Annotated in this window: 22 protein-coding genes; 12 read left to right on the top strand and 10 right to left on the bottom strand. The window is 64.2% G+C overall.

From position 1 onward, the window contains the following. The first annotated feature begins 36 nt into the window (after positions 1–36). The 5 genes from LB519_RS04960 to LB519_RS04940 all read left to right on the top strand — a co-directional run bounded on the left by LB519_RS04960 (position 37) and on the right by LB519_RS04940 (position 6,705). Positions 37–1,050 (top strand): ABC transporter substrate-binding protein, encoded by a 1,014-nt coding sequence (locus tag LB519_RS04960; protein ID WP_224618919.1) that lies wholly within the window; start codon positions 37–39, stop codon positions 1,048–1,050. 48 nt (positions 1,051–1,098) lie between these two features. Next, positions 1,099–2,568 carry a sugar ABC transporter ATP-binding protein gene (locus LB519_RS04955; RefSeq protein ID WP_224618918.1) on the top strand — a complete coding sequence of 490 codons (1,470 nt, stop codon included), beginning with the start codon at positions 1,099–1,101 and terminating at the stop codon, positions 2,566–2,568. A gap of 1 nt (position 2,569) precedes the next feature. After that, positions 2,570–3,550 carry an ABC transporter permease gene (locus LB519_RS04950; RefSeq protein ID WP_224618917.1) on the top strand — a complete coding sequence of 327 codons (981 nt, stop codon included), beginning with the start codon at positions 2,570–2,572 and terminating at the stop codon, positions 3,548–3,550. Positions 3,551–3,553: 3 nt separating this feature from the next. Next, entirely contained in the window at positions 3,554–4,501 is a 948-nt protein-coding gene (locus tag LB519_RS04945; protein ID WP_027163044.1) for an ABC transporter permease, read from the top strand. 137 nt (positions 4,502–4,638) lie between these two features. Next, complete coding sequence (locus LB519_RS04940; protein ID WP_224618916.1) at positions 4,639–6,705, top strand: 3-hydroxyacyl-CoA dehydrogenase NAD-binding domain-containing protein; 2,067 nt, start codon at positions 4,639–4,641, stop codon at positions 6,703–6,705. Between the two features lie 5 nt (positions 6,706–6,710). On the opposite strand, the gene LB519_RS04935 is transcribed toward LB519_RS04940, so the two are convergent. Then, positions 6,711–7,517, bottom strand: coding sequence for a response regulator transcription factor (locus LB519_RS04935; protein WP_024504754.1), 807 nt, complete (start codon positions 7,515–7,517; stop codon positions 6,711–6,713). A gap of 114 nt (positions 7,518–7,631) precedes the next feature. On the opposite strand from LB519_RS04935, the gene LB519_RS04930 reads away from it, so the two are divergent. The 6 genes from LB519_RS04930 to LB519_RS04905 all read left to right on the top strand — a co-directional run bounded on the left by LB519_RS04930 (position 7,632) and on the right by LB519_RS04905 (position 13,510). Further along, on the top strand, positions 7,632–8,768 hold the full coding sequence (locus LB519_RS04930) for an ABC transporter ATP-binding protein (protein ID WP_024504753.1): 1,137 nt from the start codon (positions 7,632–7,634) through the stop codon (positions 8,766–8,768). After that, the gene (locus tag LB519_RS04925) at positions 8,749–9,912 is read left to right on the top strand and encodes a PotD/PotF family extracellular solute-binding protein (RefSeq protein ID WP_024504752.1); all 1,164 of its coding nucleotides are present in this window, start codon (positions 8,749–8,751) and stop codon (positions 9,910–9,912) included. Before LB519_RS04930 ends, LB519_RS04925 begins: the two co-directional genes overlap by 20 nt. A 75-nt stretch (positions 9,913–9,987) precedes the next feature. Continuing rightward, complete coding sequence (locus tag LB519_RS04920) at positions 9,988–10,851, top strand: ABC transporter permease (protein WP_013528934.1); 864 nt, start codon at positions 9,988–9,990, stop codon at positions 10,849–10,851. Beyond that, positions 10,851–11,663, top strand: coding sequence for an ABC transporter permease (locus LB519_RS04915; RefSeq protein WP_224618907.1), 813 nt, complete (start codon positions 10,851–10,853; stop codon positions 11,661–11,663). The genes LB519_RS04920 and LB519_RS04915 overlap by 1 nt, the downstream gene beginning before the upstream one ends. 10 nt (positions 11,664–11,673) lie before the next feature. Continuing rightward, positions 11,674–12,435, top strand: a complete 762-nt coding sequence (locus LB519_RS04910) for an SDR family NAD(P)-dependent oxidoreductase (RefSeq protein WP_224618904.1) — start codon at positions 11,674–11,676, stop codon at positions 12,433–12,435. Between the two features lie 301 nt (positions 12,436–12,736). Continuing rightward, the gene (locus tag LB519_RS04905) at positions 12,737–13,510 is read left to right on the top strand and encodes a hypothetical protein (RefSeq protein WP_224618902.1); all 774 of its coding nucleotides are present in this window, start codon (positions 12,737–12,739) and stop codon (positions 13,508–13,510) included. A gap of 147 nt (positions 13,511–13,657) precedes the next feature. Here LB519_RS04905 and LB519_RS04900 read toward each other — a convergent pair whose 3' ends face one another. From LB519_RS04900 to LB519_RS04860, 9 genes are all read right to left on the bottom strand, one after another. Continuing rightward, on the bottom strand, positions 13,658–15,166 hold the full coding sequence (locus LB519_RS04900; protein ID WP_224618901.1) for an aldehyde dehydrogenase family protein: 1,509 nt from the start codon (positions 15,164–15,166) through the stop codon (positions 13,658–13,660). Positions 15,167–15,326: 160 nt separating this feature from the next. Further along, positions 15,327–15,671 (bottom strand): cupin domain-containing protein, encoded by a 345-nt coding sequence (locus LB519_RS04895; protein ID WP_224618900.1) that lies wholly within the window; start codon positions 15,669–15,671, stop codon positions 15,327–15,329. A 23-nt stretch (positions 15,672–15,694) separates the two neighbouring features. Further along, positions 15,695–16,036, bottom strand: a complete 342-nt coding sequence (locus tag LB519_RS04890; RefSeq protein WP_224618899.1) for a cupin domain-containing protein — start codon at positions 16,034–16,036, stop codon at positions 15,695–15,697. Between the two features lie 17 nt (positions 16,037–16,053). Beyond that, positions 16,054–16,404: a cupin domain-containing protein gene (locus LB519_RS04885; protein ID WP_224618898.1), complete on the bottom strand. Its 351-nt coding sequence runs from the start codon at positions 16,402–16,404 to the stop codon at positions 16,054–16,056. Continuing rightward, complete coding sequence (locus tag LB519_RS04880; protein ID WP_224618897.1) at positions 16,401–17,675, bottom strand: glycosyltransferase; 1,275 nt, start codon at positions 17,673–17,675, stop codon at positions 16,401–16,403. The genes LB519_RS04885 and LB519_RS04880 overlap by 4 nt, the downstream gene beginning before the upstream one ends. A gap of 13 nt (positions 17,676–17,688) precedes the next feature. Beyond that, on the bottom strand, positions 17,689–18,762 hold the full coding sequence (locus tag LB519_RS04875; RefSeq protein WP_224618896.1) for an ABC transporter ATP-binding protein: 1,074 nt from the start codon (positions 18,760–18,762) through the stop codon (positions 17,689–17,691). Beyond that, on the bottom strand, positions 18,759–19,553 hold the full coding sequence (locus LB519_RS04870) for an ABC transporter permease (protein ID WP_224618894.1): 795 nt from the start codon (positions 19,551–19,553) through the stop codon (positions 18,759–18,761). The genes LB519_RS04875 and LB519_RS04870 overlap by 4 nt, the downstream gene beginning before the upstream one ends. Further along, positions 19,546–20,388 carry an ABC transporter permease gene (locus LB519_RS04865; protein ID WP_027163033.1) on the bottom strand — a complete coding sequence of 281 codons (843 nt, stop codon included), beginning with the start codon at positions 20,386–20,388 and terminating at the stop codon, positions 19,546–19,548. The genes LB519_RS04870 and LB519_RS04865 overlap by 8 nt, the downstream gene beginning before the upstream one ends. A 103-nt stretch (positions 20,389–20,491) precedes the next feature. Continuing rightward, a complete protein-coding gene (locus LB519_RS04860) occupies positions 20,492–21,556 on the bottom strand; it encodes a spermidine/putrescine ABC transporter substrate-binding protein (protein ID WP_224618892.1) in 1,065 nt (354 codons plus the stop codon). Positions 21,557–21,795: 239 nt separating this feature from the next. Here LB519_RS04860 and LB519_RS04855 point away from each other — a divergent pair, with 239 nt between their 5' ends. Beyond that, positions 21,796–22,734, top strand: a complete 939-nt coding sequence (locus LB519_RS04855; RefSeq protein ID WP_224618890.1) for a GntR family transcriptional regulator — start codon at positions 21,796–21,798, stop codon at positions 22,732–22,734. The last annotated feature ends 3 nt before the right edge of the window (positions 22,735–22,737 follow it).

The following is a 22,737-nucleotide window of genomic DNA, read 5'->3' as shown; positions in this document are numbered from 1 at the left end:
GAATGCAGCAGTCAACACATCTGGGAGGATAACGACATGAAGAAACTGTTCGTTCTGGGCGCTCTGGCGGCAATGCTCGCTTCGGGCACGGCGCTGGCCGACACCAGTGGCAAGAAGATTGCTTTTTCCAACAATTATGCCGGCAATTCCTGGCGACAGGCGATGCTCGACAGCTATGGCATCGTCACCAAGAAGGCGGTCGCCGACAAGGTGGTCGGCGCGGCCGACATCTTCACCACCGCCGACAAGGAGGTGCCGACGCAAGCGGCGCAGGTGCAGAACCTGATCCTGCAGGGCTATGACGCGATCGTCATCAACGCTGCCTCGCCGGATGCGCTCAACGGCGCCATCAAGCAGGCCTGCGATGCCGGCATCGTCGTCGTCTCCTTCGATGGCACCGTGACCGAGCCTTGCGCCTACCGCGTCGTCGTCGACTTCAAGGACATGGGCAAGCAGGAAGTCGAGCAGATGGCCAAGTTCCAGCCCAAGGGCGGCAATCTGCTTGAAATCCGCGGCCTTGCCGGCACCTCGATTGATGATGCCATCCATGCCGGCATCCTCGAAGGCGTCGCCGCCCATCCCGAGTTCAAGATCGTCGGTTCGGTGACCGGCGACTGGGACCAGACGACGGCGCAAAAGGCGGTGGCGACCATCCTGCCGTCGCTGCCCGACATCGTCGGCGTCGTCGATCAGGGCGGCGACGGTTACGGCGCCGCACAGGCCTTCGCCGCCGCTGGCAAGCCGCGCCCGACCATCATCATGGGCAACCGCCAGGACGAGTTGCAGTGGTGGAAGGAGCAGAAGGACAAGGACGGCTACCAGACCTGGTCGGCGTCGATCGCGCCCGGCGTGTCGTCGCTCGCCTTCTGGGTGGCGCAGCAGGTGCTCGACGGCCGCACCGACATCCCGCATGACCTGCTGGTGCCGTATCTGGCCTTCACCCAGGACGATTTCGAGGCCGAGCTGCCAAAGATCCCCAAGGGCGGCGTCGCCAGCCACGAATACACGCAGGAAGACGCGATCGCGGCCATCAAAGCCAACATCAAGTGAGTGTCGGCCAGCGTTGCCGTCCGTATAGCCAAGCGAGTATCGTTGAGCATGCCCAGGGATAACGCTGACATCATCAGACTGAACGGCGCCGAAAAGCATTTCGGCGCCGTTCGCGCTCTGGCCGGCGTGGATTTTCACGTCGGCCCCGGCGAGTGCGTCGGCCTCGTCGGCCACAATGGCGCCGGCAAATCGACGCTGATGCACATGGTGGCGGGCACGCTGGTTCCCGACAGCGGACAGATCGGCGTGCATGGCGCCATCGAGGACAATTATTCGGTGTCGCGGGCGCAGCAGCTCGGCATACGCTGCGTGTTCCAGGAATTGTCGCTTTGCCCCAATCTCAGCGTTGCCGAGAACACGCGCATCAACCACGCGTCGCTGCGCGGCTTCGGTTGGCGGCGAAAGGCGGCGGATCTGATTGCCGCCAAGCTCGACGAGATCTTTCCGGGCCACAGCATCTCGGCGTCGGACATCGTCGCCGACCTGTCGATCGGCCGGCGTCAGATGGTCGAGGTGGCGCGCGCCTTCACGGTCACCCAGGACCGGCTCGACCTCGTCATCCTCGACGAGCCGACATCGTCGCTCGACGCGCACACAGCCGGCCAGTTGCTGGCCTTCGTGCGCCGCTTCGTCGCCGGCGGCAAAAGCTGCATCCTGATCTCGCATGTGCTGGGCGAGGTGCTGCGCAACGCCGACCGCATCGTGGTGATGCGCGACGGCAAGGTGGTTGTCGCCGACGCCGCCACCGCCTTCGACCGTAACCGGCTGGTGACGGCGATGGGCGGCGCGGAAGCGCGCCAGAAGATCGCGGCGCAAATCGCTGCCGCCAAGCCCGCCGCCAGTCCGCTGAGGGTCCGGGCGCGGCCCGCCGCGCAGAAGGACGGCACTGACCTCGTCGCCTGCGCCGGTGAGATTATCGGCCTTGCCGGGCTTGCGGGACATGGCCAGACCGACCTGCTGCTGGCGATCTTTAGCGGGGCATCGCGCGCCCGGGCCGGCATCGAGGTGACCGCACCGGTGGCGCTGGTCGCCGGCGACCGCCAGTCGGACGGCATCTTTCCGCAATGGTCGATTGCGGAGAACATAGGCATCCGCTCGCTGGCGCGGCTGCGCAGCGGGCTGCTGATCTCGCCGCAGCGCGAGGCCGAGCTTGCTGCATTTTGGCAGAAGAAGATCGGCATCCGTACGCCTGACATGAACAACAACATTTTCTCGCTATCGGGCGGCAACCAGCAGAAGGCGCTGTTTGCGCGTGCGCTCGGCTCGGATGCACAGATCGTGCTGATGGACGACCCGATGCGCGGCGTCGACATCGGCACCAAGCTGGAGGTCTACGACCTCGTGCGCGAGGAGGCTGCCCGAGGCCGTACCTTCCTCTGGTACACCACGGAAACCGAAGAGCTCGACAATTGCGACCACATCTATGTCTTCAAGAACGGCCGCATCGTCGCCAATCTGCGCCGCGACGAGTTGACCGAAGAGAAGATCATCCAGTCCTCCTTCGGCGATGCGGCCTGAGATGACGGCCGCCAGCCTCGACACCGCTGCCAGGACTTCCGCCGAGCGTAGCGCGCTGGCCCGCGCCCGCCTGCTGCGAGGACTGCTGCCGGCGCTGTCGCTGGCGCTGGTGCTGCTCGCCATCGCCTGGCTCAACCCGCGCGCCATCAGCTATTTCGGCTTCAGCCTGATGCTCAACCTGGCGATCCCGATCGCGCTGGCGACGATCGCGCAGATGTTCGTCATTGCCGGAAACGAGCTCGACCTGTCGATCGGCACTTTCGTCGGCTTCGTCGGCTGTGTCACCGCGACCTGGCTGAAGGACGCGCCGCTGCTCGGCGCCGCCATCCTGCTCGGATCGATCGGCGTCTATGCGCTGCTCGGCGCACTGATCCATCTGCGCAACCTGCCGTCCATCGTGGTGACGCTCGGCATGAGCTTCGTCTGGCAGGGGCTCGCGATTCTCGTCCTGCCCAAACCGGGCGGCAAGGCGCCGGACTGGCTGCTCGGGCTGATGGCGTTCAAGCCGCCTTTTGTGCCGTTCCCGATCATTGCGGCGCTGCTGATTGGCCTCATCGTCCATTTCGGCCTGATGCGCACCTCCTATGGCGTGATCTTGCGCGGCTCGGGCGGCAATCCGGCGGCACTCGGTCGCGCCGGCTGGTCGCTGCTCCGAACCAAGATCGTGCTGTTTGCGCTCGCCGGTCTGTTCGGCGTGCTGTCCGGCATGGCGCTGATCGGCATCACCACCTCGGCTGATGCCAATATCGGCAATGGCTACACGCTGCTGGCGATCGCCGGCGTAATCCTCGGCGGCGGCGAATTCGTCGGCGGCCGGGTGTCGCCGATCGGTGCGGTGATCGGCGCGCTGACGCTGGCGCTCGCCGCCTCGCCGCTGCTCACCTTCATGCACATTCCGCCCGACTGGCAGGTTGCCGCCAACGGCGCCATCCTCATCATAGTGCTGGCGGCGCGGGTGCTGATCAGCCGCCGGGAGAGGTGAGCGATGATTTTCGTGAAATCGCTGGCCGGCAAACCCTGGATCTGGTCGTTCGTCGGCGCGCTTCTGGTGTGGCTGGCAACGATCGCCTTCACCGGCGGCTACGGCGGCGGCGGCATGGTCACGGCGGCGCTGTCGCTCGCCGTGTTCACCGTCATCGTCGGCGTCGGCCAGATGTTCGTCATCACGCTCGGCCCCGGCAATGTCGACCTGTCGCTGCCGGCCAATATCGGCCTTGCCAGCGCCGTCGCGATGAAGGTGATGGACGGCAACGATTCCATGATCGCGGTCGGGCTTTTGGCGGCACTTGCCTGCGGGGCGGCGATCGGCGCCGCCAACTACCTGCTGATCTGGGCGCTGCGCATCCCGCCGATCATCGCCACGCTATCGGCCAGCTTCATCATCCAGTCGATCGACATCAGCTATGGCCGCGGGCTGCAGATCAAGCCGCCGCCGGGCTTCGCCGATTTTGCCAACTGGCAGGTGCTGGGCATTCCGGTGCTGGCGATCCTCACGGTATTGTTCACCGTCGGCGCGGCCATCGCGCTGCAGCGTATGATCTATGGCCGCTCGGTGCTGGCGATCGGCCAGAACATTCGCGCGGCGTGGCTGGCCGGTGTCAATGTCGGCCGCATCCGCTTCCTCACCTACACGCTGTCGGGCGCGCTCGGCGGCATCGACGGCGCGCTGCTCGCCGGCTATTTCCGCGGCGCCAATGTCGACATTGGCAACGAATACCTGCTGGCCTCGATCGCCGTCGTCGTCATCGGCGGCACGTCGGTCGCCGGCGGCAAGGCCAATGTCCCCGGCGTCTGGGGCGCGGCTTTGTTCCTGGTGCTGCTTTTGACCATGCTCAACACGTTTGGGGTGAGCGCCGGGGTGCGGTTGCTGCTGACGGGGCTGATCATTGTCGGGGTGATCACGGCGGCGGGCGGGCAGAAGGCGCTGCGGTAGCCTCCGCCTTCGTCGTCCCAGACACCTTCAAGGCCTGTAATCATTGTGCCAGGCCGACATCCGGTTCCCTTCGACGTTACGGCGCTGTAAATCCCGTTCGCGTGGCCACGGCCGCTGAATAATGCTGGGAGGTTTGCGTGTCCGATTTTGTGAAGGTCAGCCGCGACGGCGACGTTGCCGTCGTCACCATCGACAATCCGCCGGTCAACGCGCTGAGCTTCCATGTCCGCGAACCGCTGATGCAGGCGCTGGTCGAATTGCGCGACGATGCGTCGGTTGCCGCCATCGTCATTGCATGCGCCGGCCGAACCTTTGTCGCCGGCGCCGACATCACCGAGTTCGGCAAGCCGATGCAGCAGCCCGAACTCCGCGCCATCGTGGCGACGCTGGAAACCATCGCCAAGCCGACGGTCGCAGCCATCCACGGCACCGCGCTCGGTGGCGGGCTGGAGCTGGCGCTGGGCTGCCATTTCCGTGTTGCCGATGCCGGCGCCAAGCTCGGCCTGCCGGAAGTCAAACTCGGCCTGCTGCCGGGTGGCGGTGGCACGGTACGGCTGCCGCGCCTTGTCGGCGTGGTGAAGGCGTTGAAGATGATCGTCTCAGGTGCGCCGATCGGCGCGACCGAGGCGCACGCCGCCGGTCTCGTCGATGCCGTCTTCGAAGGCGTTCTGACCACGCATGCCGTGAACTTCGCTGGGGAAATCGCCCGCAAGGGTGGTCCCTTCACGCCGGTGCGTGATCGCAATGAAGGACTCAAGCAGGCCGACCTCGCGGCGTTCGACGCCGAGGCTGCGGATCTTGCCAGGAAAGCGCGCGGGCTCGAGGCACCGATCGCTTGCGCGCAGTCGGTGCGCAATGCCGTCACGCTGCCCTTCGATGCGGCGCTGGCGGCGGAGCGTGCGCTGTTCGTCAAGCTGGTCGCCAGCGACCAGTCGCGGGCGCAGCGCCATCTGTTCTTCGCCGAACGTGAGGCGGCAAAGCTTCCAGGAAAAGACATCGTCAAGCGCAGGATCGCTCGCGTCGGCGTCATCGGCGCCGGCACGATGGGCGGCGGCATCGCCATGGCCTTCGCCAATGGCGGCTATTCCGTGATTTTGCTGGAAACCAGCCACGAGGCCCTGCAACGCGGCTTGGCGACCATCGACAGGAACTACTCGGTGTCCGTCACGCGCGGTTCGCTCGGCGAGGATGCCAAGCAACAGCGGCTCGCTCAGTTCAAGGGCTCCACCGACTATGCCGATCTCGCCGATTGCGACCTGATCGTCGAGGCGGTGTTCGAGGATATGGCGGTCAAGAAGGAAGTGTTCGGCAAGCTCAAAGCCGTGGCCAAGCCCGGCGCGATCCTCGCCACCAACACCTCCTATCTCGACATCAACGAAATCGCTGCCTCGACCTCGCGGCCGCAGGATGTGCTCGGCCTGCATTTCTTTTCGCCGGCCAATGTCATGAAGCTCTTGGAGATCGTGCGCGCCGAGAAGACCGCGCCCGATGCGCTGGCGACATCAGTCGACCTGGCGAGGCGGATCGGCAAGGTGGCCGTCGTGGTCGGCGTCTGCCACGGCTTCGTCGGCAACCGCATGCTTGCCGCGCGGGGCTCGGAATCGGAAGCGCTTCTTCTGGAAGGCGCAACGCCCAACCAGATCGACCAGGTGTTCACCGATTTCGGCTGGCCGATGGGGCCGTTCCAAATGGGCGATCTCGCCGGTCTCGATATTGGCTGGCGCAACCGCAAGGCACGCGGCCAGAAAGCCGTGATCGCCGACACGCTGTGCGAACAAGGACGTTTCGGCCAGAAGACCGGCCGGGGTTTTTACCTCTATGAGGCTGGCGCGCGCACGCCAGTGCCGGATCCCGAGGTTGAAGCGCTGATCCGCGACAAGGCCGCCGAGAAGGGTATCGCACCGCGTGCGATCAGTGCGGAGGAAATCGTAGAGCGCACGCTTTACCCCCTGATCAACGAGGGCGCCAAGATCCTGGAGGAAGGCATAGCGGCCCGTGCGTCCGACATCGATGTCGTCTGGGTCAATGGCTACGGCTTTCCCATCGGCAAGGGCGGACCGATGTTCTGGGTTGGCCTTGAAGGTCCGGCCAGGATCATCGAGCGGCTCGAATACTGGCATCAACGGACGGGCAAGGATGTGTTCAAGCCGGCGCCGTTGCTGAAGCGGATGGCCGAGACCGGGTCGTGGGAAGCCGGCGGTTAGAGAGCCTACCGGATCCGTGCATCGATGATCTCGACGAAGCGCGCGAACAGGCCGGCCTGCGACTTGATCTTGAGCTTGCGGTAGATGTTGCGGCGATGGACCTTCACGGTTCCCGGCACGATGCGCATGGCGCGGGCGATCGACTCCGTCGAATGCCCCTGCAACACCAGGTCGACGACATGCTTTTCGCGCGGCGTCAGCGACAGGCTCTGCCAGATATGGGCGCGGTCGAATTCGTTGACCATAGCGGCCGTCTCGTCCTGCTTCGCTTCCGCCGTTTCGTCGGCCGGAAGAGCAGGCCAGCGCAACCTGATGAAGCTGATCACCGCGGGAGCCATGTCGCGCAGCAATCTGGCATCGGCGGTGCCGAAAGGGCCTGAAGCGCGCAGCCGCATCAGCGACAACACCAGCGCATCCTTGCCCGGCAGCGGCACGAAGAAGCCGACCTCCTCGGCCAGCCTGGTCTGGCTGTAATAGGAGCGGAAATACTCGCTGGCATAGAAACGGTCCGGCGCCAGCTCGCGCATGCGCCAGAACCCTTCCTTGCGCTCGACCGCAGCGTGATGGAACGGATCGAGCAGATAGGGCCCTTCCTGATAGAGCGCGACGAACACATGGCTCTCGGTGGGCGAGAAGGTCTCGAACAGCAGCGGCGGGCGCGAGGCGCCGCGATAGCCGAAGATCACGCAGTGGTCGAATCTAACGTGCTGCCGCAGCCACTCGACCAGCGCCTGGCCAAAGAGATCGCCGCTGGTCTCCCGCGTCGTCGCGACGAGCGTGGCGAGCCGGCTGTATTCGTCGCTGCGGGACAATGCATACCCCCTTAAACGAGAAAATAGATCAGATATACCACCTGAGAGGTATATACTAGCCGCCATTGGCTCTGGTAGCGTTCCGATATTGCCCTGTTGCTGGAGCCATCAGCCTTGACCGCAGTGCCCGACATCGAGTTTCGCGGCGTCACCAAGCGCTATGGCGCGGTGACCGCGGTCAGCGGCATCGATCTCGCTGTCCCGCCCTCCGCCTTTGTCGCGCTGCTCGGTCCCTCCGGCTGCGGCAAGACCACCTGCCTGCGCATGATCGGCGGCTTCGAACAGCCGAGCGAAGGCCAGGTGTTCATTCGCGGCCAGGACATGGCCGGCACGCCGCCCTACCGGCGGCCGGTCAACATGGTGTTCCAGCAATACGCGCTGTTTCCGCATCTCGATGTCGAGGACAATGTCGCCTATGGGCTGCGCCAGGCGCGGCCAAGGCTGTCTTCGCGCGAGATCGCCTCAAGGGCGGGCGAGGCGCTCGAAATGGTGCGGCTCGCCGGCTATGGCCGCCGCAAGATCCACGAACTGTCGGGCGGCCAGCAGCAGCGTGTGGCGCTTGCCCGCGCCCTGGTCAACAAGCCGGCGGTGCTCTTGCTCGATGAGCCGCTGGCGGCGCTCGACAAGAAGCTGCGCACCGACATGCAGATCGAGCTGCAGAACCTGCAGCGCGAGATCGGCATCACCTTCGTGCTGGTCACGCACGACCAGGAGGAAGCGCTGTCGATGAGCGATTTCGTCTGCGTCATGAATGGCGGTCGCATCGTCCAGCTCGGGCAGCCGAGCGAGATCTATGACGAACCGGCCGACCTGTTTGTTGCCGATTTCGTCGGCAAGACCAATCTCTTGAGCGGTACTGTCGCCGGGCATTCGGGCGATCTGGTGGAGGTGGCGCTTGCCGACGGCACCGTCATTGCGGCGCGCAAACGGACCGCTTTGCAGCAGGGCGAGGTCGTTTCGGTCAGCCTGCGTCCTGAATCGCTCAGTCTCGGCGCCCAGGCAAGCGGCCCATTCAAGGGCATCGTCCGCAACCGGATATTCCTGGGCTCGACGGCGGAATACGCGATCGAGGTCAAGGGCATCGGAACGCTGCTGGCCAAAGCCGATCACCTGATCGGTCACGGCAATCTCTTCAAGCCGGGTGAACCCGTCGCCATCGGCTTTGCCTCCGGAACGCCGCTGGCGTTTGCGGAGATCAAGAACAACGGGGCCAACCAGAGGGTAGATAAACATGTCGAAATCATATCGTGACGGACTGCCGATCAGCCCCGAGAATTTCGTCGACCAGCTGATGCGTTTGAAGCGCGGCTCGATCGGCCGCCGCGACTTCCTCGGCCTCACCGGCCTTGGCATTGCCACGGCGGTGATGGCGCGCGAGATCGGCATCATGCCGACACCGGCCTTTGCCGCGGAAAGCCTTGGCGATCGCATGTCGATCGCCACCTGGCCGAACTATCATGACCCGGCGACCTTCGAGAACTTCAAGAAGGACACCGGCGTCGCCGTCGAGGTCAACGTGTTCGGCTCCAATGAGGAGATGCTGGCCAAGCTGCAGGCCGGCGCCTCGGGCTGGAGCCTGTTCGTGCCGACCAATTACACGATCTCGACCTACAAGAAGCTCGGCATCATCGAGCCGCTGGAGATGGCGAAGCTGCCGAATTTCGACGGCTCGCAAGAGGATCCGCGCTTCACCTCGGAGGGCACGATCGATGGGACGATCTACGCCGTGCCGAAGAACTGGGGCACCACCGGCTTTGCCGTCAACACCAAGAAGCTGACCAAGCCGATGACGAGCTGGAAGGAGTTCTGGGACACCGCCATGGCGGAAGGCGACAGCCGCACCATGGTGCATGACTACCAGCTGACCACGATCGGCAATGCGCTGAAATATTACGGCTACTCGTTCAATTCGCTCAAGCAGGACGAACTGGCCAAGGCGGAGGAACTGCTGCTGAAGGTCAAGCCGCATCTGTTCGCGGTCTCCTCCGACTACCAGCCGGGGATGCGCGCCGGCGACGCGTGGATGACCATGTGCTGGACGAATGACGGCGCGCAGCTGCATCGCGACATTCCCGAGATCGCCTATGTGCTGGGCAAGGAAGGCGGCGAGATCTGGACCGATTTCTATGCCATTCCGAAAGACGCGCCGAACAAGCCCGCCGGTTACGCGCTGCTCAACTACCTGATGAATCCCCAGGTGGCGGTGAAGGAGCATTTGGCCAATGGTGCGCCGTCGACCGATGCGCGCGTCAACAAGCTGCTGCCCAAGGAGGTGCTCGACAACCCGATCCTCTATCCGGCAGCCGACCTGTTGACGCCGCTGGAATTCGGCGCGGCGGCAACGTTGACCGACCCCGGCCGTGCCGAACTGATGGCGCGCTTCAAGTCGGCCTGAGCCAGGCGGCCTCAAATTCGACTCAGATAATTTGACCGGCGGGTTTATGCCCGCCGGCACCGGGGCAATCTTTCCATGCACGGCAGCCGTCTTCGCAGGAATTTTCTGACCGCCATGCTGCTCGGTCCGGCGACCGCGTGGCTGGTGGTGTTCCTGGTGCTGCCGTTCATCGCCATCGCCGTGTTCAGCGTCGGCGAACGCGCACCGGAAGGCGGCTATCAGGCCGCCTTTACGCTGGCGCAATATGCCAATCTTCCGGCGCGGGCGACCGCCTTCTGGAACACCATGGTGCTGGCGCCGGTGGGAGCGCTCGCCTGCCTTCTCGTCGCTTATCCCGTTGCCTACTATCTCGCCTTGCGCGCGCCGCAGCGCTGGCGGCTGATCCTGCTGGCGCTGGTCGTCATTCCGTTCTGGACCAGCCTGCTGATGCGGACCTATGCCTGGATGTACATTCTGGGCGGGCGCGGCATTCCGGCGCTGCTCGCCTTTGTCGGCATCGAGGATGTCAGGCTGATCAACACGCCGGGCGCGGTGCTGCTCGGCATCGTCTATGGCTACCTGCCGCTGATGATCCTGCCGATCTATGTCAGCCTCGAACGGCTTGACCGCAGGCTGCTGGAAGCCTCCGCCGATCTCGGCGCCACGCCATTATCGACTTTCCTGGGCGTGACCCTGAAACTGTCGTTGCCGGGCGTCATGACCGGCTTCTCGCTGGTCATGATCCTGCTGCTCGGCGAATATCTGATCCCGACGCTGCTTGGCGGCGGCAAGGTGTTCTTCATCGGCAATGCGCTGGTCGACCTGTTCCTGCAATCGCGCAACTGGCCGTTCGGATCGGCCATCGCCATCACACTGGTGCTGGTATCGGTGGTGGTGCTGATTGCCGCCAACCGCATTTCGACCCGGGTTTCGGGCGCGCGCCGGGTGGATCTGATCTGATGCGCGCCTTCGTCATTGCCGTCTTCGCTTTCCTCTATCTGCCGATCGCACTCGTCGTGCTGTTCTCCTTCAACGCCGGTCACCATGCCAGCGAGTTCACCGGCTTTTCGGTGCAATGGTACGGCAAGGCACTGGCGAACCCGTTCCTGGTCGAAGCGCTGAACAACAGCCTGTTCATCGCCACCACCAGCGCCTTGCTGGCGGCGCTGTGCGGCACCGCGGCGGCCCTCGGCCTGGCGCGCGTCGGCGTGCGGACCCGCGCGGTCTTCGACGCACTTCTGGGCGCCGCGATCGTCGTTCCGGGCGTCGTCATCGGCATTTCGACTCTGGTCGCGCTCGTCCAATTGTTCACCGTCGTCAATCCGTTCCTCGCCTCGATCTGGCCCGACGACCAGCCGCCGCGGCTGGCGCTCGGCTACGGTTCGATCATCGCGGCGCACGGGCTGTTCTCGATGGCGCTGGTGACGATGATCGTCGGCACGCGGCTCGGCAGCCTCGACCGCAATCTGGTCGAGGCGTCGAGCGATCTCTACGCGACGCCGTTGACGACGTTCCGCTCGATCGTGCTGCCGCAGATCATGCCGGCGGTCGTTGCCGGCTTCCTGCTCGCCTTCACCTTCTCCTTCGACGATTTCATCATCGCCTTCTTCGTCGCCGGCGCGCAGACGACGCTGCCGATCTATGTCTTCGCGTCGATCCGGCGCGGCGTGACGCCGGAGATCAACGCCATCGCGACGATCGTGCTCGTCGCTTCCGTGCTGCTTGTGGTGCTTGCCCAATGGCAGTTGCGCCAGCGCAAGCCGTCGAACTGAAAGCCGTATCATGATCCTCAAAGACCGCATCGCCGTGGTGACAGGCGCCGGCTCCGGCATCGGGCGCGCCGGCGCCATGATCATGGGCAGGGAAGGCGCGGTGGTCGTCATCGCCGACAGGGATCAGGCCGCCGGCGAAGCAACGGCTTCGGACATCCGCGCGATCGGTGGCCAAGCCGAGGCGATCACGACCGATGTCGCTGATGATGCGGCGGTCGAACAGCTCATTGCCGGCACGCTCGACAGGCATGGGCGCATCGACATCCTGCACAATCACGCCGGCATCCAGATCGGCGGCACGCTGACCGAAGTGGAGGTCGGCGGCATGGATGCCTCGTGGCGGGTCAATGTGCGGGCGCAGTTCCTGGCGGCGAGACAGGTCATGCCCTCGATGATCGCGCAGGGCGGCGGGGTCATCCTCAACACCGCCTCCAATTCGGGCGTGTTCTACGACCGCGAGATGATCGCCTACGCAACCTCCAAACATGCGGTGGTGGCGATGACACGGCAGATGTCGCTCGACTATGCCAAGCACAATGTGCGCGTCAACGCGCTCTGCCCGGGATGGGTCGACACGCCGTTCAACGAACCGTTCATCGCCCAGATGGGCGGACGCGGGGCGATCGAAACCTATGTCCGCACCAAGATCCCGATGGGCCGCTGGGCCAGCGCCGATGAGATCGCCGAAGCGATCCTGTTCCTTGTCTCCGACCGTTCATCCTTCATGACCGGCCAGGCGCTGGTAATCGACGGCGGTGAAAGTATCGGCTGAGCCTTTTGCTTTCGCTATCAACTCCCCTGTTTTCAAAGCTTGTCCGATATACCACGCAAAGACTTTCACCCATGCCGCTGCTTGCCGGCAGGACTATAGTCCTGCCGGCATGGGACTTCAGTGCCATGGCCGTCCAAGAGCGTGAATTTGTGTTTGATATCAGTCGGTTAAGTTTCTGGCCGGGTGCCAGATCGCGTATTGAGACAGCATTTGTCTAAAGTTTACTCTGCACTATTAGCAATTCCTCATAGGACGGTCGCTTAGCGGTCGGGCCAGGGCGACGATTCCCGAGGAGATTACCATGACAAACCGGAAAACTCTGCTGGCGGCGCTTGCCGCATTGGCGCTCCTGGCATCTCCGGCGCTCGCCGGCAATGGGCACGGCGGTGGCGGTGGCAATGCCGGAGGCAACGGCGGTAGCAATGCTGGCGGCAATGGCAATGGGGGCGGCAACGGCCACAACGGCAGCAATGGCAAGAGCGGCGCTTCGCACGGCAAATCTTCGTCGGCCCCGGGCCGGGCCAAGGCCAAAGCGGACGACACCACGGTCGACACAACCACAAAGGTTTCGTCGGTTCCCAAGGAGAAGAACATCCACGCCAAGCTTGGCCGGCTGAACTCACTGCAGCGCAACATCAACGCCTATATGAATTCGAAGAGCAAGAAGTTCGCCGGCATCCAGGCGTTCGTGACGCAGTCGGCCAAAGCCAAGGTCGCTCAGGCAGCCGCTGAAGCGGCCCAGGAGAAGCTGGATGCGCTGAATTCGCAGTTGAGCGCGCTGACATCGCTGACGCCCGAGCAGGTTGCGGCCATGACTCCCGAAGATCAGGCAGCCTTGCCTGGAAAGATAACGGATCTGCAGGCCGAAATCGCTGCTCAGCAGACTGAGGTCACCGCCGCCAATGAGGCGGCTGCCGCGGCAGACGTCGGCACCGATGATGCTTCGCTCGACGCGGCATTGACGGATATGGCCAACAAGCCCGTCGACGCCGCGGTCACGTCCTGGGCTCAGGGCGTCCTTGCCGACAAGATCGACCAGACGGCTGCCGCAATGCAGACGGAAACGACGCCGTAACGAACCGCTGCCGAAACGGTAGTGGTCAGTCAAAGAAGATGCCGCCGGGTTGCACTCGGCGGCATTGCCTTTTCCCGCTCATGGTCGGGCTGGCTATCCAGGGATAGCCACCGAGCTGGCGTCCAGGGATAGCCAGGCTCGAAACACTCAGACATGCTTGCGGCCGCCGGTCTCGCGAAACCAGCTGTCGGGGTAGGGGTACCACCAGTCCTGGATCGCAGGCTTGTGGTCGATGATCACCATCTTGGAGCGGCGGAAGGCGTCGAGGCCCTGGCGTCCGAGTTCGCGGCCGAGGCCGGAGGCCTTCCAGCCGCCGAACGGCAGGGCGTCATTGTCGATCAGCGGGTTGTTGACCCAGACCATGCCGGCTTCGAGCCGTTCCGCCGCCTCGTGGGCTTCGGCCAGATCCGATGTGAACACCGAAGCGCCGAGCCCGAACGGGCTGTCATTGGCAAGCCGGATCGCCTCGTCGAAATCCCTGACCCGGCAGATGGCGGCGACGGGTCCAAAACACTCTTCGCGCACGATCGCCATATCAGGGGTGACGCCGGTCAGGATCGTCGGTTCGTAGAACCAGCCGACATTGTACGCAGGCGGGATACGCCCGCCGGTGACTGCGACGGCGCCATGAGCGATCGCATCGTCGACAAGGCGCATGACTTTGGTCCGCGCGCTTTCGCTGACCAGCGGGCCGATCTCGGTCTTGTCCATGCCGTTGCCGATGCGCAGCGCCCGCGTCCTTTCGGCGAACAGCGCGACGAAGCGGTCATGCACGGAATCGACGACGAAGAAGCGCTCGGCCGAAGTGCAGACCTGGCCGGTGAGGTGGAAGGCGGCGGTGACGCTGCCGGCCGCCGCGATCTCGAGCGGGGCATGCTCGCTTATGATCAGCGGGTCGCTGCCGCCGGCCTCGATGACGCACGGCTTCATGCGTTCGGCGCAGGCCACCGCCACCGCCTTGCCTGCGGCGACCGAGCCGGTGAAGGCAACGGCATGGGTGCGGTCGGAGGCGATCAGCGCCTGCGCTGTGGCCGCTCCGCCGGGCAGGCAGGAGACCAGCCCCTCTGGCAGCGAGCGGAACACGGTCATATAGTCCAGCGTCGAGAGCGTCGTCGCCTCGGCCGGCTTGATGATGCAGGCATTGCCGGCGGCGAGCGATGCGGCGACCGTCCAGCACATCAGCAGGATCGGGAAATTGTAGGGCATGATGTGTACGGAGACGCCGTAAGGTTCGTAGCGCGCATACTGGAACGAACCGGCCTGCGTCGTGCCGGCGATCTTGCCGGCATCGTCGCGCGCCATCTCGGCATAGTAGCGGAAGATCGGCGCGCAATTGGCGATCTCGCCGATCGCTTCGGGGTAGGGTTTGCCCATCTCGCGCACCATCAGCTCGGCGCAACGCGTGAAGTCCGCCGCCTCGATGGCGTTGGCGACGGCATGCAGATGCTTGGCCCGGCTCTTGGCATCGAGCTTCTTCCAGGCGGCCTGCGCCTTCGTCGCGGCCGTGAGTGCGGTATCGATCTCGCCGTCTGTCGCAGCAGAGATAGCGCCGACGGTTTCCAGCGTCGCCGGATCGATCACCGGTTTTGCCGCGCCGGCCATCGACCGGTAGTCCGGATTGACGAAGAAGGTTGGCCGGTCAGGAGAGAAATCCATTTTGTCCTTCTCCATTTATGGAGCCTTTTTGAGAATTCGTCCTGCCGAGGCAGATGGCGTGGCTTTCGAGAACCGGAGCGCAGCGGACATTTAGTCCGTGAGCACCGGAAGCGCAGAAAGCCGCGTCAGGTGTCCGGCAGGGCAGAATTATCGAGAAGGCTCAGCGGATCATGTAGACCTTCTTGATTGTCTCATGGACGGTGCAGACTCCCTTCCAGTCCTGCGGGAAGAACGCTGCCGTATCCGGCTCGATCTCGATGACCTCGCCGGATTCATGCACATAGGTGCAGCGCCCTTCGAGGAAATGGCAGAACTCGTCGCGGGTGACATGGCAGTGCCATTTGCCCGGAGTGCAGACCCAAAGCCCGCATTCGGAGCGGCCTTCCGGCCCCTTGTACAGCAGCTTGCCCGAGGTATGGGATTGGCCCTCGATCATGGTCGGGATGACGCCCCAGTCGACGAGGTCGGTAATGCTAATCGGGGATTTCATGATGGGGGTTGTCATATCGATTCCTTGGAAATGGGTGCTCAGCGGCACATGAAGGCCTTGGTCAGCGTTTGCGTGATGATGGAGATGCCGGTCCAGCCGGCGGGGAAGAATACCAGCGTGCCGGCCTCGACCGCGATCTCCTCGCCGTCGTCATGGACATAGCTGCCGCGTCCCGACAGGAAGTGGCAGAATTCGTCGGCGCCAAAGGTGACCTTGCGCGTGCCCGGCGTGCACGCCCACAGGCCGCATTCGCTCGATCCGTCCGGGTTCTGCGCCAGGATCTTGCCCGAAGCGCGCGGCGAACCGGCGAGCGTGTTGCTGCCCGCGCCCCAGTCTTCCAATTCCACGGCCGAAGCCTTCGGCCAGTGCGGTGTCGACATGTCATCAAGCTCCGTGGTCACGCCAGCATGTAGACGTTGCGCATCGTCTCATGCACGGTGCATTCGCCTCTCCAGCCGGCAGGGAACATGACCACGGTGCCGGTGGAGACTTCTATCACCTCACCGACATCCGACCGGTAGGTCGCGCGGCCGGCGACGAAATGGCACAATTCGTCGCGCGGGATACTGAGGCGCCAGCGGCCTGGCGTGCAGACCCAAATGCCGGATTCCGGCTGGTTGTTTGGCCCTTTGTGCACGAGCCTGCCGGTGGAGCGCGAAGCGCCGTCCAGGGCGTCAGGTTGGACGCCCCAGTCGACGAGGTCGGTTCGGGTGGAGGCCTGGTGGAGGTGTGGGGCGGAGGAGGTCACAGCAGCGTCTCCAGCAACCCGGCCGCTTTCTCCGGCCCATTCTGCGCGTGCATCTGTGCCGATGTCTTCGCCAGCTTGGCTTTCATCGCCGGGTCGGTCAGGCAGGTCTCGATCTTGGCAACCAGCTCGGCATCGGTCCAGTCGTAGCGCGGCATGCCGAAGCCGTGGCCGGTTTCCTCGACGCGGGTGGCGTTGTCGTGGCCATCCCAGACATAGGGCATGATGATGGCCGGTTTGCCGAAATAGAGGCACTCGGTGAACGAGTTGTTGCCGCCATGGTGGATGACGGCATCGACCTGCGGGATCACCGAGGGCTGCGGAAACCAGCTGTCGACAATGACGTTGCCGGGCACGTCCGTGTACTGGTCCTTGTAGCCGCCGACATTGACCAGAGCCCTGTAGCGCGTCTTGCCCAATGTCGCGATGATGCGCTTCAGCAGATCGACATCGCCGGCGCCCAGGCTGCCGAAGGAGACGTAGAGCAGCGGCCCGTCATTGTTCCTGGAGAAGGTCGGCACCGTGTACGGCTTTTCGTGCCGCACGCAGCCTTCGAGATACTGGAATTTTGCCGAGTCGAGCGGATGGCGGCGCTTGAATTTTGCCGCCTCGGGGTAGAGCAGCAGGTTCAAATAGGGCGAGGCTTCGAAGAACTGGCCGACCGGATAGGGCGCCTCGTGGTTGGCGGTGAGGAAGGCGTTGAAGTCGTCATGGATCGGCTTGATCACCGCATTGAAGTGGTCGCGGTAGCGCTGGTGGCCGGCATGGTCGTTCTCGCCGCAGCCGGAGAGATGGGGCGGGATGTCCTCGTCCTCGATCTCGTTTTCCGAACACGAGATGACGCGCACCCACGGCTTGCCGTACTGCTTGATGGCCGGGAACAGGATGACGTTGTCGACGCAGATCACATCCGGCTTGATGGCTGAGAGAACGCGCGGCAGATCTTTCTGCGCCCATTTGGCGCTGTCGACGATCGCCGTCCAGCAATCCTTGACGTAGTTGTCGACCTGGTCGTAGGGCGATTTGCGGAAGTTCGGGATATGGCCGTTGATGAAATCCTCCCAGAATTTCGCCATCTGCTCGGGCGGCATCGGCTCCGACAGGTTCACCGGATGCGCCTCGAAGCCGTAGCCCTTGTAGACATCGACGAAGCCGGGGTCGGACAGGAACACCGCCTTGTGGCCGCGCGCTTCGACTGCCTGGGCGATGCCGACGGAATTGAGCGCCGGGCCGTAGGCGGCTTCTGGAAAAAACGCGATCGTCTTCTGCGCCATCAGGCTTCTCCTGTCATTCTGCGAAAATTCTGACATCGGCGGCATCCCAGCCGAGTTCGACCTGGTCGCCCGACGAGACCGGCCGGCGGTCGGCGGCGTCTGCGGTGACGCGCACCAGGAACGGTTTTGGCGACAGGGGCGTGCGGACATGCAGCTGCAGGTCAAGCCCCTGATAGGCCAGCGCCTCGACCGTGCCGGTGATGCGGTTGGCGGTTTCCGCCGATGGGAATAGCCGGATGCGCTCAGGGCGCACCGAAGCGACAGCGGATGCGCCGGGCGAGAGCGTTGCCGGAACCTTGCCTGATATGCGTGCGCCATTCGTGGCCACAACGCCATCGACGGCGGCTTGGCCCGGCACGAAATTCATCACGCCGATGAAGTCGGCGACGAAGCGATCGGCGGGGTGTTCGTAGATCGCGTGCGGCGTGTCGCATTGCAGCAATCTGCCGTCTTTCAGCACCGCCATGCGGTCGGCCATGACGAGCGATTCCTCCTGGTCGTGGGTGACGATGACGAAGGTGATGCCGACCTCGTGCTGCAGGCGCTTCAATTCCAGTTGCATGGCGCCGCGCAGCTTCTTGTCGAGTGCGCCGAGCGGCTCGTCGAGCAGCAGCAGCCGGGGCCGCTTGACCAGCGCGCGGGCGAGCGCGACGCGCTGCTTCTGGCCGCCCGACAATTGCTCCGGCTTGCGGTCGGCGAAGGGGACGAGCTCGGTCGTCGCCAGGATGGCCTCGACGCGGGAGCGGATTTCAGCCGCCGGCAAACGTTCCATCTCCAGGCCGTAGGAGACATTGGCGCGAACGCTCATATGCGGAAACAGCGCGTAGGACTGGAACATCAGGTTGACCGGCCGCTTGTTGGGCGGGGTTTTGGCGATGTCGCGTCCGTCGAGCAGGATGCGCCCGTCATTGGGCGTCTCGAAACCGGCCAGCATGCGCAAGAGCGTGGTCTTGCCGCAGCCGGACGGGCCGAGCAAAGCGAAGAACTCGTTCTCGCGGATGTCGAGCGAGATGCCGTCGACAGCCGTCACCCTGCCGAAATTCTTCGACACATGATCGATGGCCAGCAGAGTGCGGGGTTCGCTCATTGGCCGATGATCCCACGGTTGAGCCGCTGCGACAGGGTCAGCGCGGTGATCGAGACCGCCATGACGATGGTCGCCAGCGCGTTGATCTCCGGCGTGATGCCGAAGCGGATCATGGCGTAGATCTGCATCGGCAGCGTCGTCGAGGCGCGGCCGGCGCCAGCGGTGAAGAAGGCGATGATGAACTCGTCGACCGAGAGCGTGAAGGCGAGCAGCGCCCCTGCAATCACCGCCGGCGCGATGACCGGCAATGTCACCCGCCGGAAGGTGGTGAGCGCGGAGGCGCCGAGATCGGCGGAGGCCTCGACGATCGACCAGTCGAAACTCTTCAGCCGCGCGCGCACCACCGAGCAGACGAAGGCGAGGTTGAAGACGACATGGGCGAGGATGATGGTGTGCAGGCCCATCGTCAGGTTGAGCATGGAGAAGAACGAGAGCAGCGCGATCGCCAGCACGATGTCGGGAATGATCATCGGTGCGAAAATCAGCGCTTCGAGAGCCTTGCCGTATTGCCGGCGCATCTCGATGCCGATCGCCAGCAGCGTGCCGAGCAGAGTGGCGATCGCGGTCGAGACCAGCGCCACGATCAGCGTGTTGAGGGCCGCGGAGAGGATGGCGCTGTTCGAGGCCAGCGAGACATACCATTTCAGGGAGAATCCCGACCATGCCGTCGGCAACCCGCCTTCGTTGAAGGACAGCGCCACCAGCACGGCGATCGGGATGTAGAGGAAAGCGAAGACCGGGCTGAGCACGAGCCAGAGCGTGCGCCGCGTGGCAGGGGAGCGCTCAGCCATCGGTGTCTCCGCCGGCTTGCGTGACGTGACCCGAGGCGCGATTGGCGGCCAGCGCTTGCGCCATCAGTACCAGAAGCATGATGGCAATCAGCGCCATCGCCAGTGCCGCCCCGAAAGGCCAGTCGTTGGCGGTCAGGAACTGGTCGTAGACGAGGTTGCCGATCATCTGGAAGCGGCCGCCGCCGAGCAGCGCGGGCGTGACGAAATTACCGATCGACAGCACGAAGACGAAGACCGCGCCGGCGGCGATGCCCGGTACGGTCAGCGGCAGGATGACACGACGGAACGTGGTGGCTGCCGAAGCGCCGAGATCACGCGAGGCCTCGGCGAGTTCCGGGTTGAGCCGCGACAGCGGCGCGTAGCAGGCGAGGATGACGAAGGGCAGGTAGTTATAGACCAGGCCGGCGATAACCGCGCCTTCCGTATAGAGCATCGATGGCGGCTCGCCGGTGTAGCCGAACCAGCGCAGCAGCTGGGTAATCAGGCCTTCGCGGTTGAGCAGCACGATCCAGGCATAGGTGCGGATCAGATAGTTGGACCAGAACGGCAGCACGGCGAAGAACAGGAACACTGGCTGCCACCGGCGCGGTGCCGCCGATATCGCGTAGGCGGCGGCATAGCCGATCACCACAGCGATCAGGGTCGCGGTGCCGGCGATGCGCGCCGAATTGAGGAAGATGCCGGCATAGAGCGGGTCGAAGACCAGGCCGAAATTCTCCAGCGTGAAGGTGTATTCGATGCCGCCATAGATGCCACGCCGGAAGAAGGCGAGCGCCAGTACCAGCGCGCACGGCACCACCATCAAGGCCGCGAGCCAGGCCAGCGCCGGGGCCATCAGCAAGGAGGAACGAAGTCTGGTTGAGGACACGATTGGGTACCGCATTCAGCGGCCGACGGCGGAAACCCGCCGTCGACCGTGGTCTCTGATGTGCCGCCGCTTACTGCGCAGCCTTGATCTCGCTGACGATCTTCGAATAGTCGCGCTGGGCGTCGCCGACGTCACGCAACTGCTCGAACTTGACGAGATCGGCCACCGGCATCGCCATGTTGGGGAATTTTGCCAGAAAATCGGCAGGCAGGCTTTCCATGGCCGGCTTGTTCGGCACCTTGTAGTCGATGTTCTGCGCCGCCCAGGCGTGGTTCTTGGCGTCGAGCATGAAGTTGATGAACTGGAAGGCGGCGTCCTTGTTGGCGGAGGCCTTCATCACCACCATCGTGTCGACCCAGAGGTCCGAACCTTCCTTGGGAATGACGTATTTGATCTCCGGCTTTTCGGCGATGCCGTAATTGCACCAGCCGTCCCAGGCCTGCACCATCAGTGCCTCGCCGGACACCAGCTTGGAATAGAAGGTGGTGTCGTCATAGGCGAGCAGGGTCTTCTTGGCCGAGATCAGGAGATCCTTGACCTCGGCCATCTTGGCCGGGTCGGTTTCGTTGACCGAATAGCCCTTGTTGAGCTGGCCGGCGGCCAGCAGCCAGCGGTCGGTCGCCAGCATGGTGGTCTTGCCCTTCAATTCGTCGGAGGGCGCGAGCAGGTCGCTCCAGCTGGCCGGTGCGACCTTCATCAGATCCGAGCGATAGCAGAGGCCGGTGGTGCCCCAGGTGTAGGGCACCGAGAAGGCATTGCCGACATCGTGCGGCAGCTTGGCTGCTTCCGGATAGAGGTTGGCGAGGTTGGGGATCTTGGCGTGGTCGATCGGCTCGGTGAGGCCGAGCTTGTTCAGCACCTCGGCGAAGGGTGAGGAGACAAAGACCACGTCATAGCCCTTGCCGCCGGCGGCGATCAGCTTGCCCATGATCTCTTCATTGGTGGCATGCACCACCACTTCGCCCGAAACGCCGGTTGCGGTCTTGAAGGCGGCCATGGCGTCGGGTGCCATGTAGCCGTCCCAGTTGGAAATGACGAGGTCGGCAGCCGTCGCCGGCGCGGACAGCGCCAAGGCCAGGCCAAGTGCGATCGAAGATGTTTTCAGCGCACGGCGCCGCAGGCTGGTAGCGGTCATGACAGACTCCCATTCGGTTGATCGTCGAATTTCATTCGCCGGACCAACGCTTGCGACCCTTGCCGCTGCCTCGATCCTGTTCCCTCGGTCTTTTTCTCGCCGATTGTGCTGACAGTACTATTGCAGAAAAAAGTACGTCAATCCATAATTTGTCAAACGACCGAGGAAACTGGCCGATTGCGTCCGTTCGGGCGATCGGTCAAAGCAATGCGGTCATCTCGTTTTCCGCTGGACCAGCCATGCAAGCCGCAGCCAGACGACCCCGCACCAACCATCTTGATCTGGCGCAGCGCATCCTGGATGTGGCGCGCCAGCGCGGCTTCGGGCCCGGTGCACGCTTGCCCGAGCAGCAGATCGCGTCGCTGTGCAATGTCTCGCGCACGCCGGTGCGGGCGGCACTCGGCCTGCTCGCGGAACGGGGCGTCGTGCGCTGGGAGGCGGAGTCCGGTTATCATCTGGCCATCGACCTCACCGCGCAGGCTTCGGTCGCCACGGAATTGCCCGCTGCCGAGGAGGACGAGTTGGCCGAGGCGATCCTGCGCGACCGCTCGGCGCGGCGACTGGACCAGACGGTGACCGTCGCGGGATTGATGCGGCGCTACAGTGCCGAGCGCAAGACGGTATTAAAAGCGTTGAACAAACTGACCGAAGAGAATCTGCTGGATCGTGCGCCCGGCCAGTCCTGGCTGTTTCGGCGCACGCCCGACGATCCGGAAGCGCAAGGCGACAGCTACGAGTTCCGCTTGCTGCTCGAGCCCGCGGCCATCCTGACGCCCGGCTTCAGGCTGGACGGCGCGCGGGCGGCGACGTTGCGCCAGGCTATGGAAGCGCTGGTGACGCTGCCGGACGCCGCCTTCGACACACGCGAGTTCCAGCGGCTGGACATCGATTTTCACGGCATGCTCGCCGAGGGCAGCGCCAACCGCTTCATCGCCGACGCGCTCGCCGATCACCTCAGGCTGCGCCGGCTGCCGGGCATCTATGCCGGCGTCAACGTCTTCCGATTGCGGCAATCGCTGCGCGAACACCTTGTCATACTCGACCATCTTGAAAGCCTGCAGTATGAGGTGGCTGCCGATCTGCTTCGCATTCATCTGCGGCTCTCCCGCAACCAGCGACCGCAAGCGGCCAGCCGCGGGGCTCCCGCGCTGTTCGGCACGATCAGCCGGCCGGAATGACGA

Source organism: Mesorhizobium sp. AD1-1, from assembly GCF_020164655.1.
Lineage (GTDB): Bacteria > Pseudomonadota > Alphaproteobacteria > Rhizobiales > Rhizobiaceae > Mesorhizobium > Mesorhizobium ciceri.
This window is presented reverse-complemented; position numbering and strand designations above follow the sequence as displayed.

Coding starts and splice junctions, on each gene's coding strand:
- LB519_RS04900 (WP_224618901.1), bottom strand. CDS start 15,166: ATGGATTTCTCTCCTGACCGGCCAACCTTCTTCGTCAATCCGGACTAC.
- LB519_RS04855 (WP_224618890.1), top strand. CDS start 21,796: ATGCAAGCCGCAGCCAGACGACCCCGCACCAACCATCTTGATCTGGCG.
- LB519_RS04905 (WP_224618902.1), top strand. CDS start 12,737: ATGACAAACCGGAAAACTCTGCTGGCGGCGCTTGCCGCATTGGCGCTC.
- LB519_RS04910 (WP_224618904.1), top strand. CDS start 11,674: ATGATCCTCAAAGACCGCATCGCCGTGGTGACAGGCGCCGGCTCCGGC.
- LB519_RS04870 (WP_224618894.1), bottom strand. CDS start 19,553: ATGGCTGAGCGCTCCCCTGCCACGCGGCGCACGCTCTGGCTCGTGCTC.
- LB519_RS04895 (WP_224618900.1), bottom strand. CDS start 15,671: ATGACAACCCCCATCATGAAATCCCCGATTAGCATTACCGACCTCGTC.
- LB519_RS04945 (WP_027163044.1), top strand. CDS start 3,554: ATGATTTTCGTGAAATCGCTGGCCGGCAAACCCTGGATCTGGTCGTTC.
- LB519_RS04960 (WP_224618919.1), top strand. CDS start 37: ATGAAGAAACTGTTCGTTCTGGGCGCTCTGGCGGCAATGCTCGCTTCG.
- LB519_RS04875 (WP_224618896.1), bottom strand. CDS start 18,762: ATGAGCGAACCCCGCACTCTGCTGGCCATCGATCATGTGTCGAAGAAT.
- LB519_RS04865 (WP_027163033.1), bottom strand. CDS start 20,388: ATGGCCCCGGCGCTGGCCTGGCTCGCGGCCTTGATGGTGGTGCCGTGC.
- LB519_RS04955 (WP_224618918.1), top strand. CDS start 1,099: ATGCCCAGGGATAACGCTGACATCATCAGACTGAACGGCGCCGAAAAG.
- LB519_RS04950 (WP_224618917.1), top strand. CDS start 2,570: ATGACGGCCGCCAGCCTCGACACCGCTGCCAGGACTTCCGCCGAGCGT.
- LB519_RS04890 (WP_224618899.1), bottom strand. CDS start 16,036: ATGTCGACACCGCACTGGCCGAAGGCTTCGGCCGTGGAATTGGAAGAC.
- LB519_RS04925 (WP_024504752.1), top strand. CDS start 8,749: ATGTCGAAATCATATCGTGACGGACTGCCGATCAGCCCCGAGAATTTC.
- LB519_RS04880 (WP_224618897.1), bottom strand. CDS start 17,675: ATGGCGCAGAAGACGATCGCGTTTTTTCCAGAAGCCGCCTACGGCCCG.
- LB519_RS04915 (WP_224618907.1), top strand. CDS start 10,851: ATGCGCGCCTTCGTCATTGCCGTCTTCGCTTTCCTCTATCTGCCGATC.
- LB519_RS04920 (WP_013528934.1), top strand. CDS start 9,988: ATGCACGGCAGCCGTCTTCGCAGGAATTTTCTGACCGCCATGCTGCTC.
- LB519_RS04860 (WP_224618892.1), bottom strand. CDS start 21,556: ATGACCGCTACCAGCCTGCGGCGCCGTGCGCTGAAAACATCTTCGATC.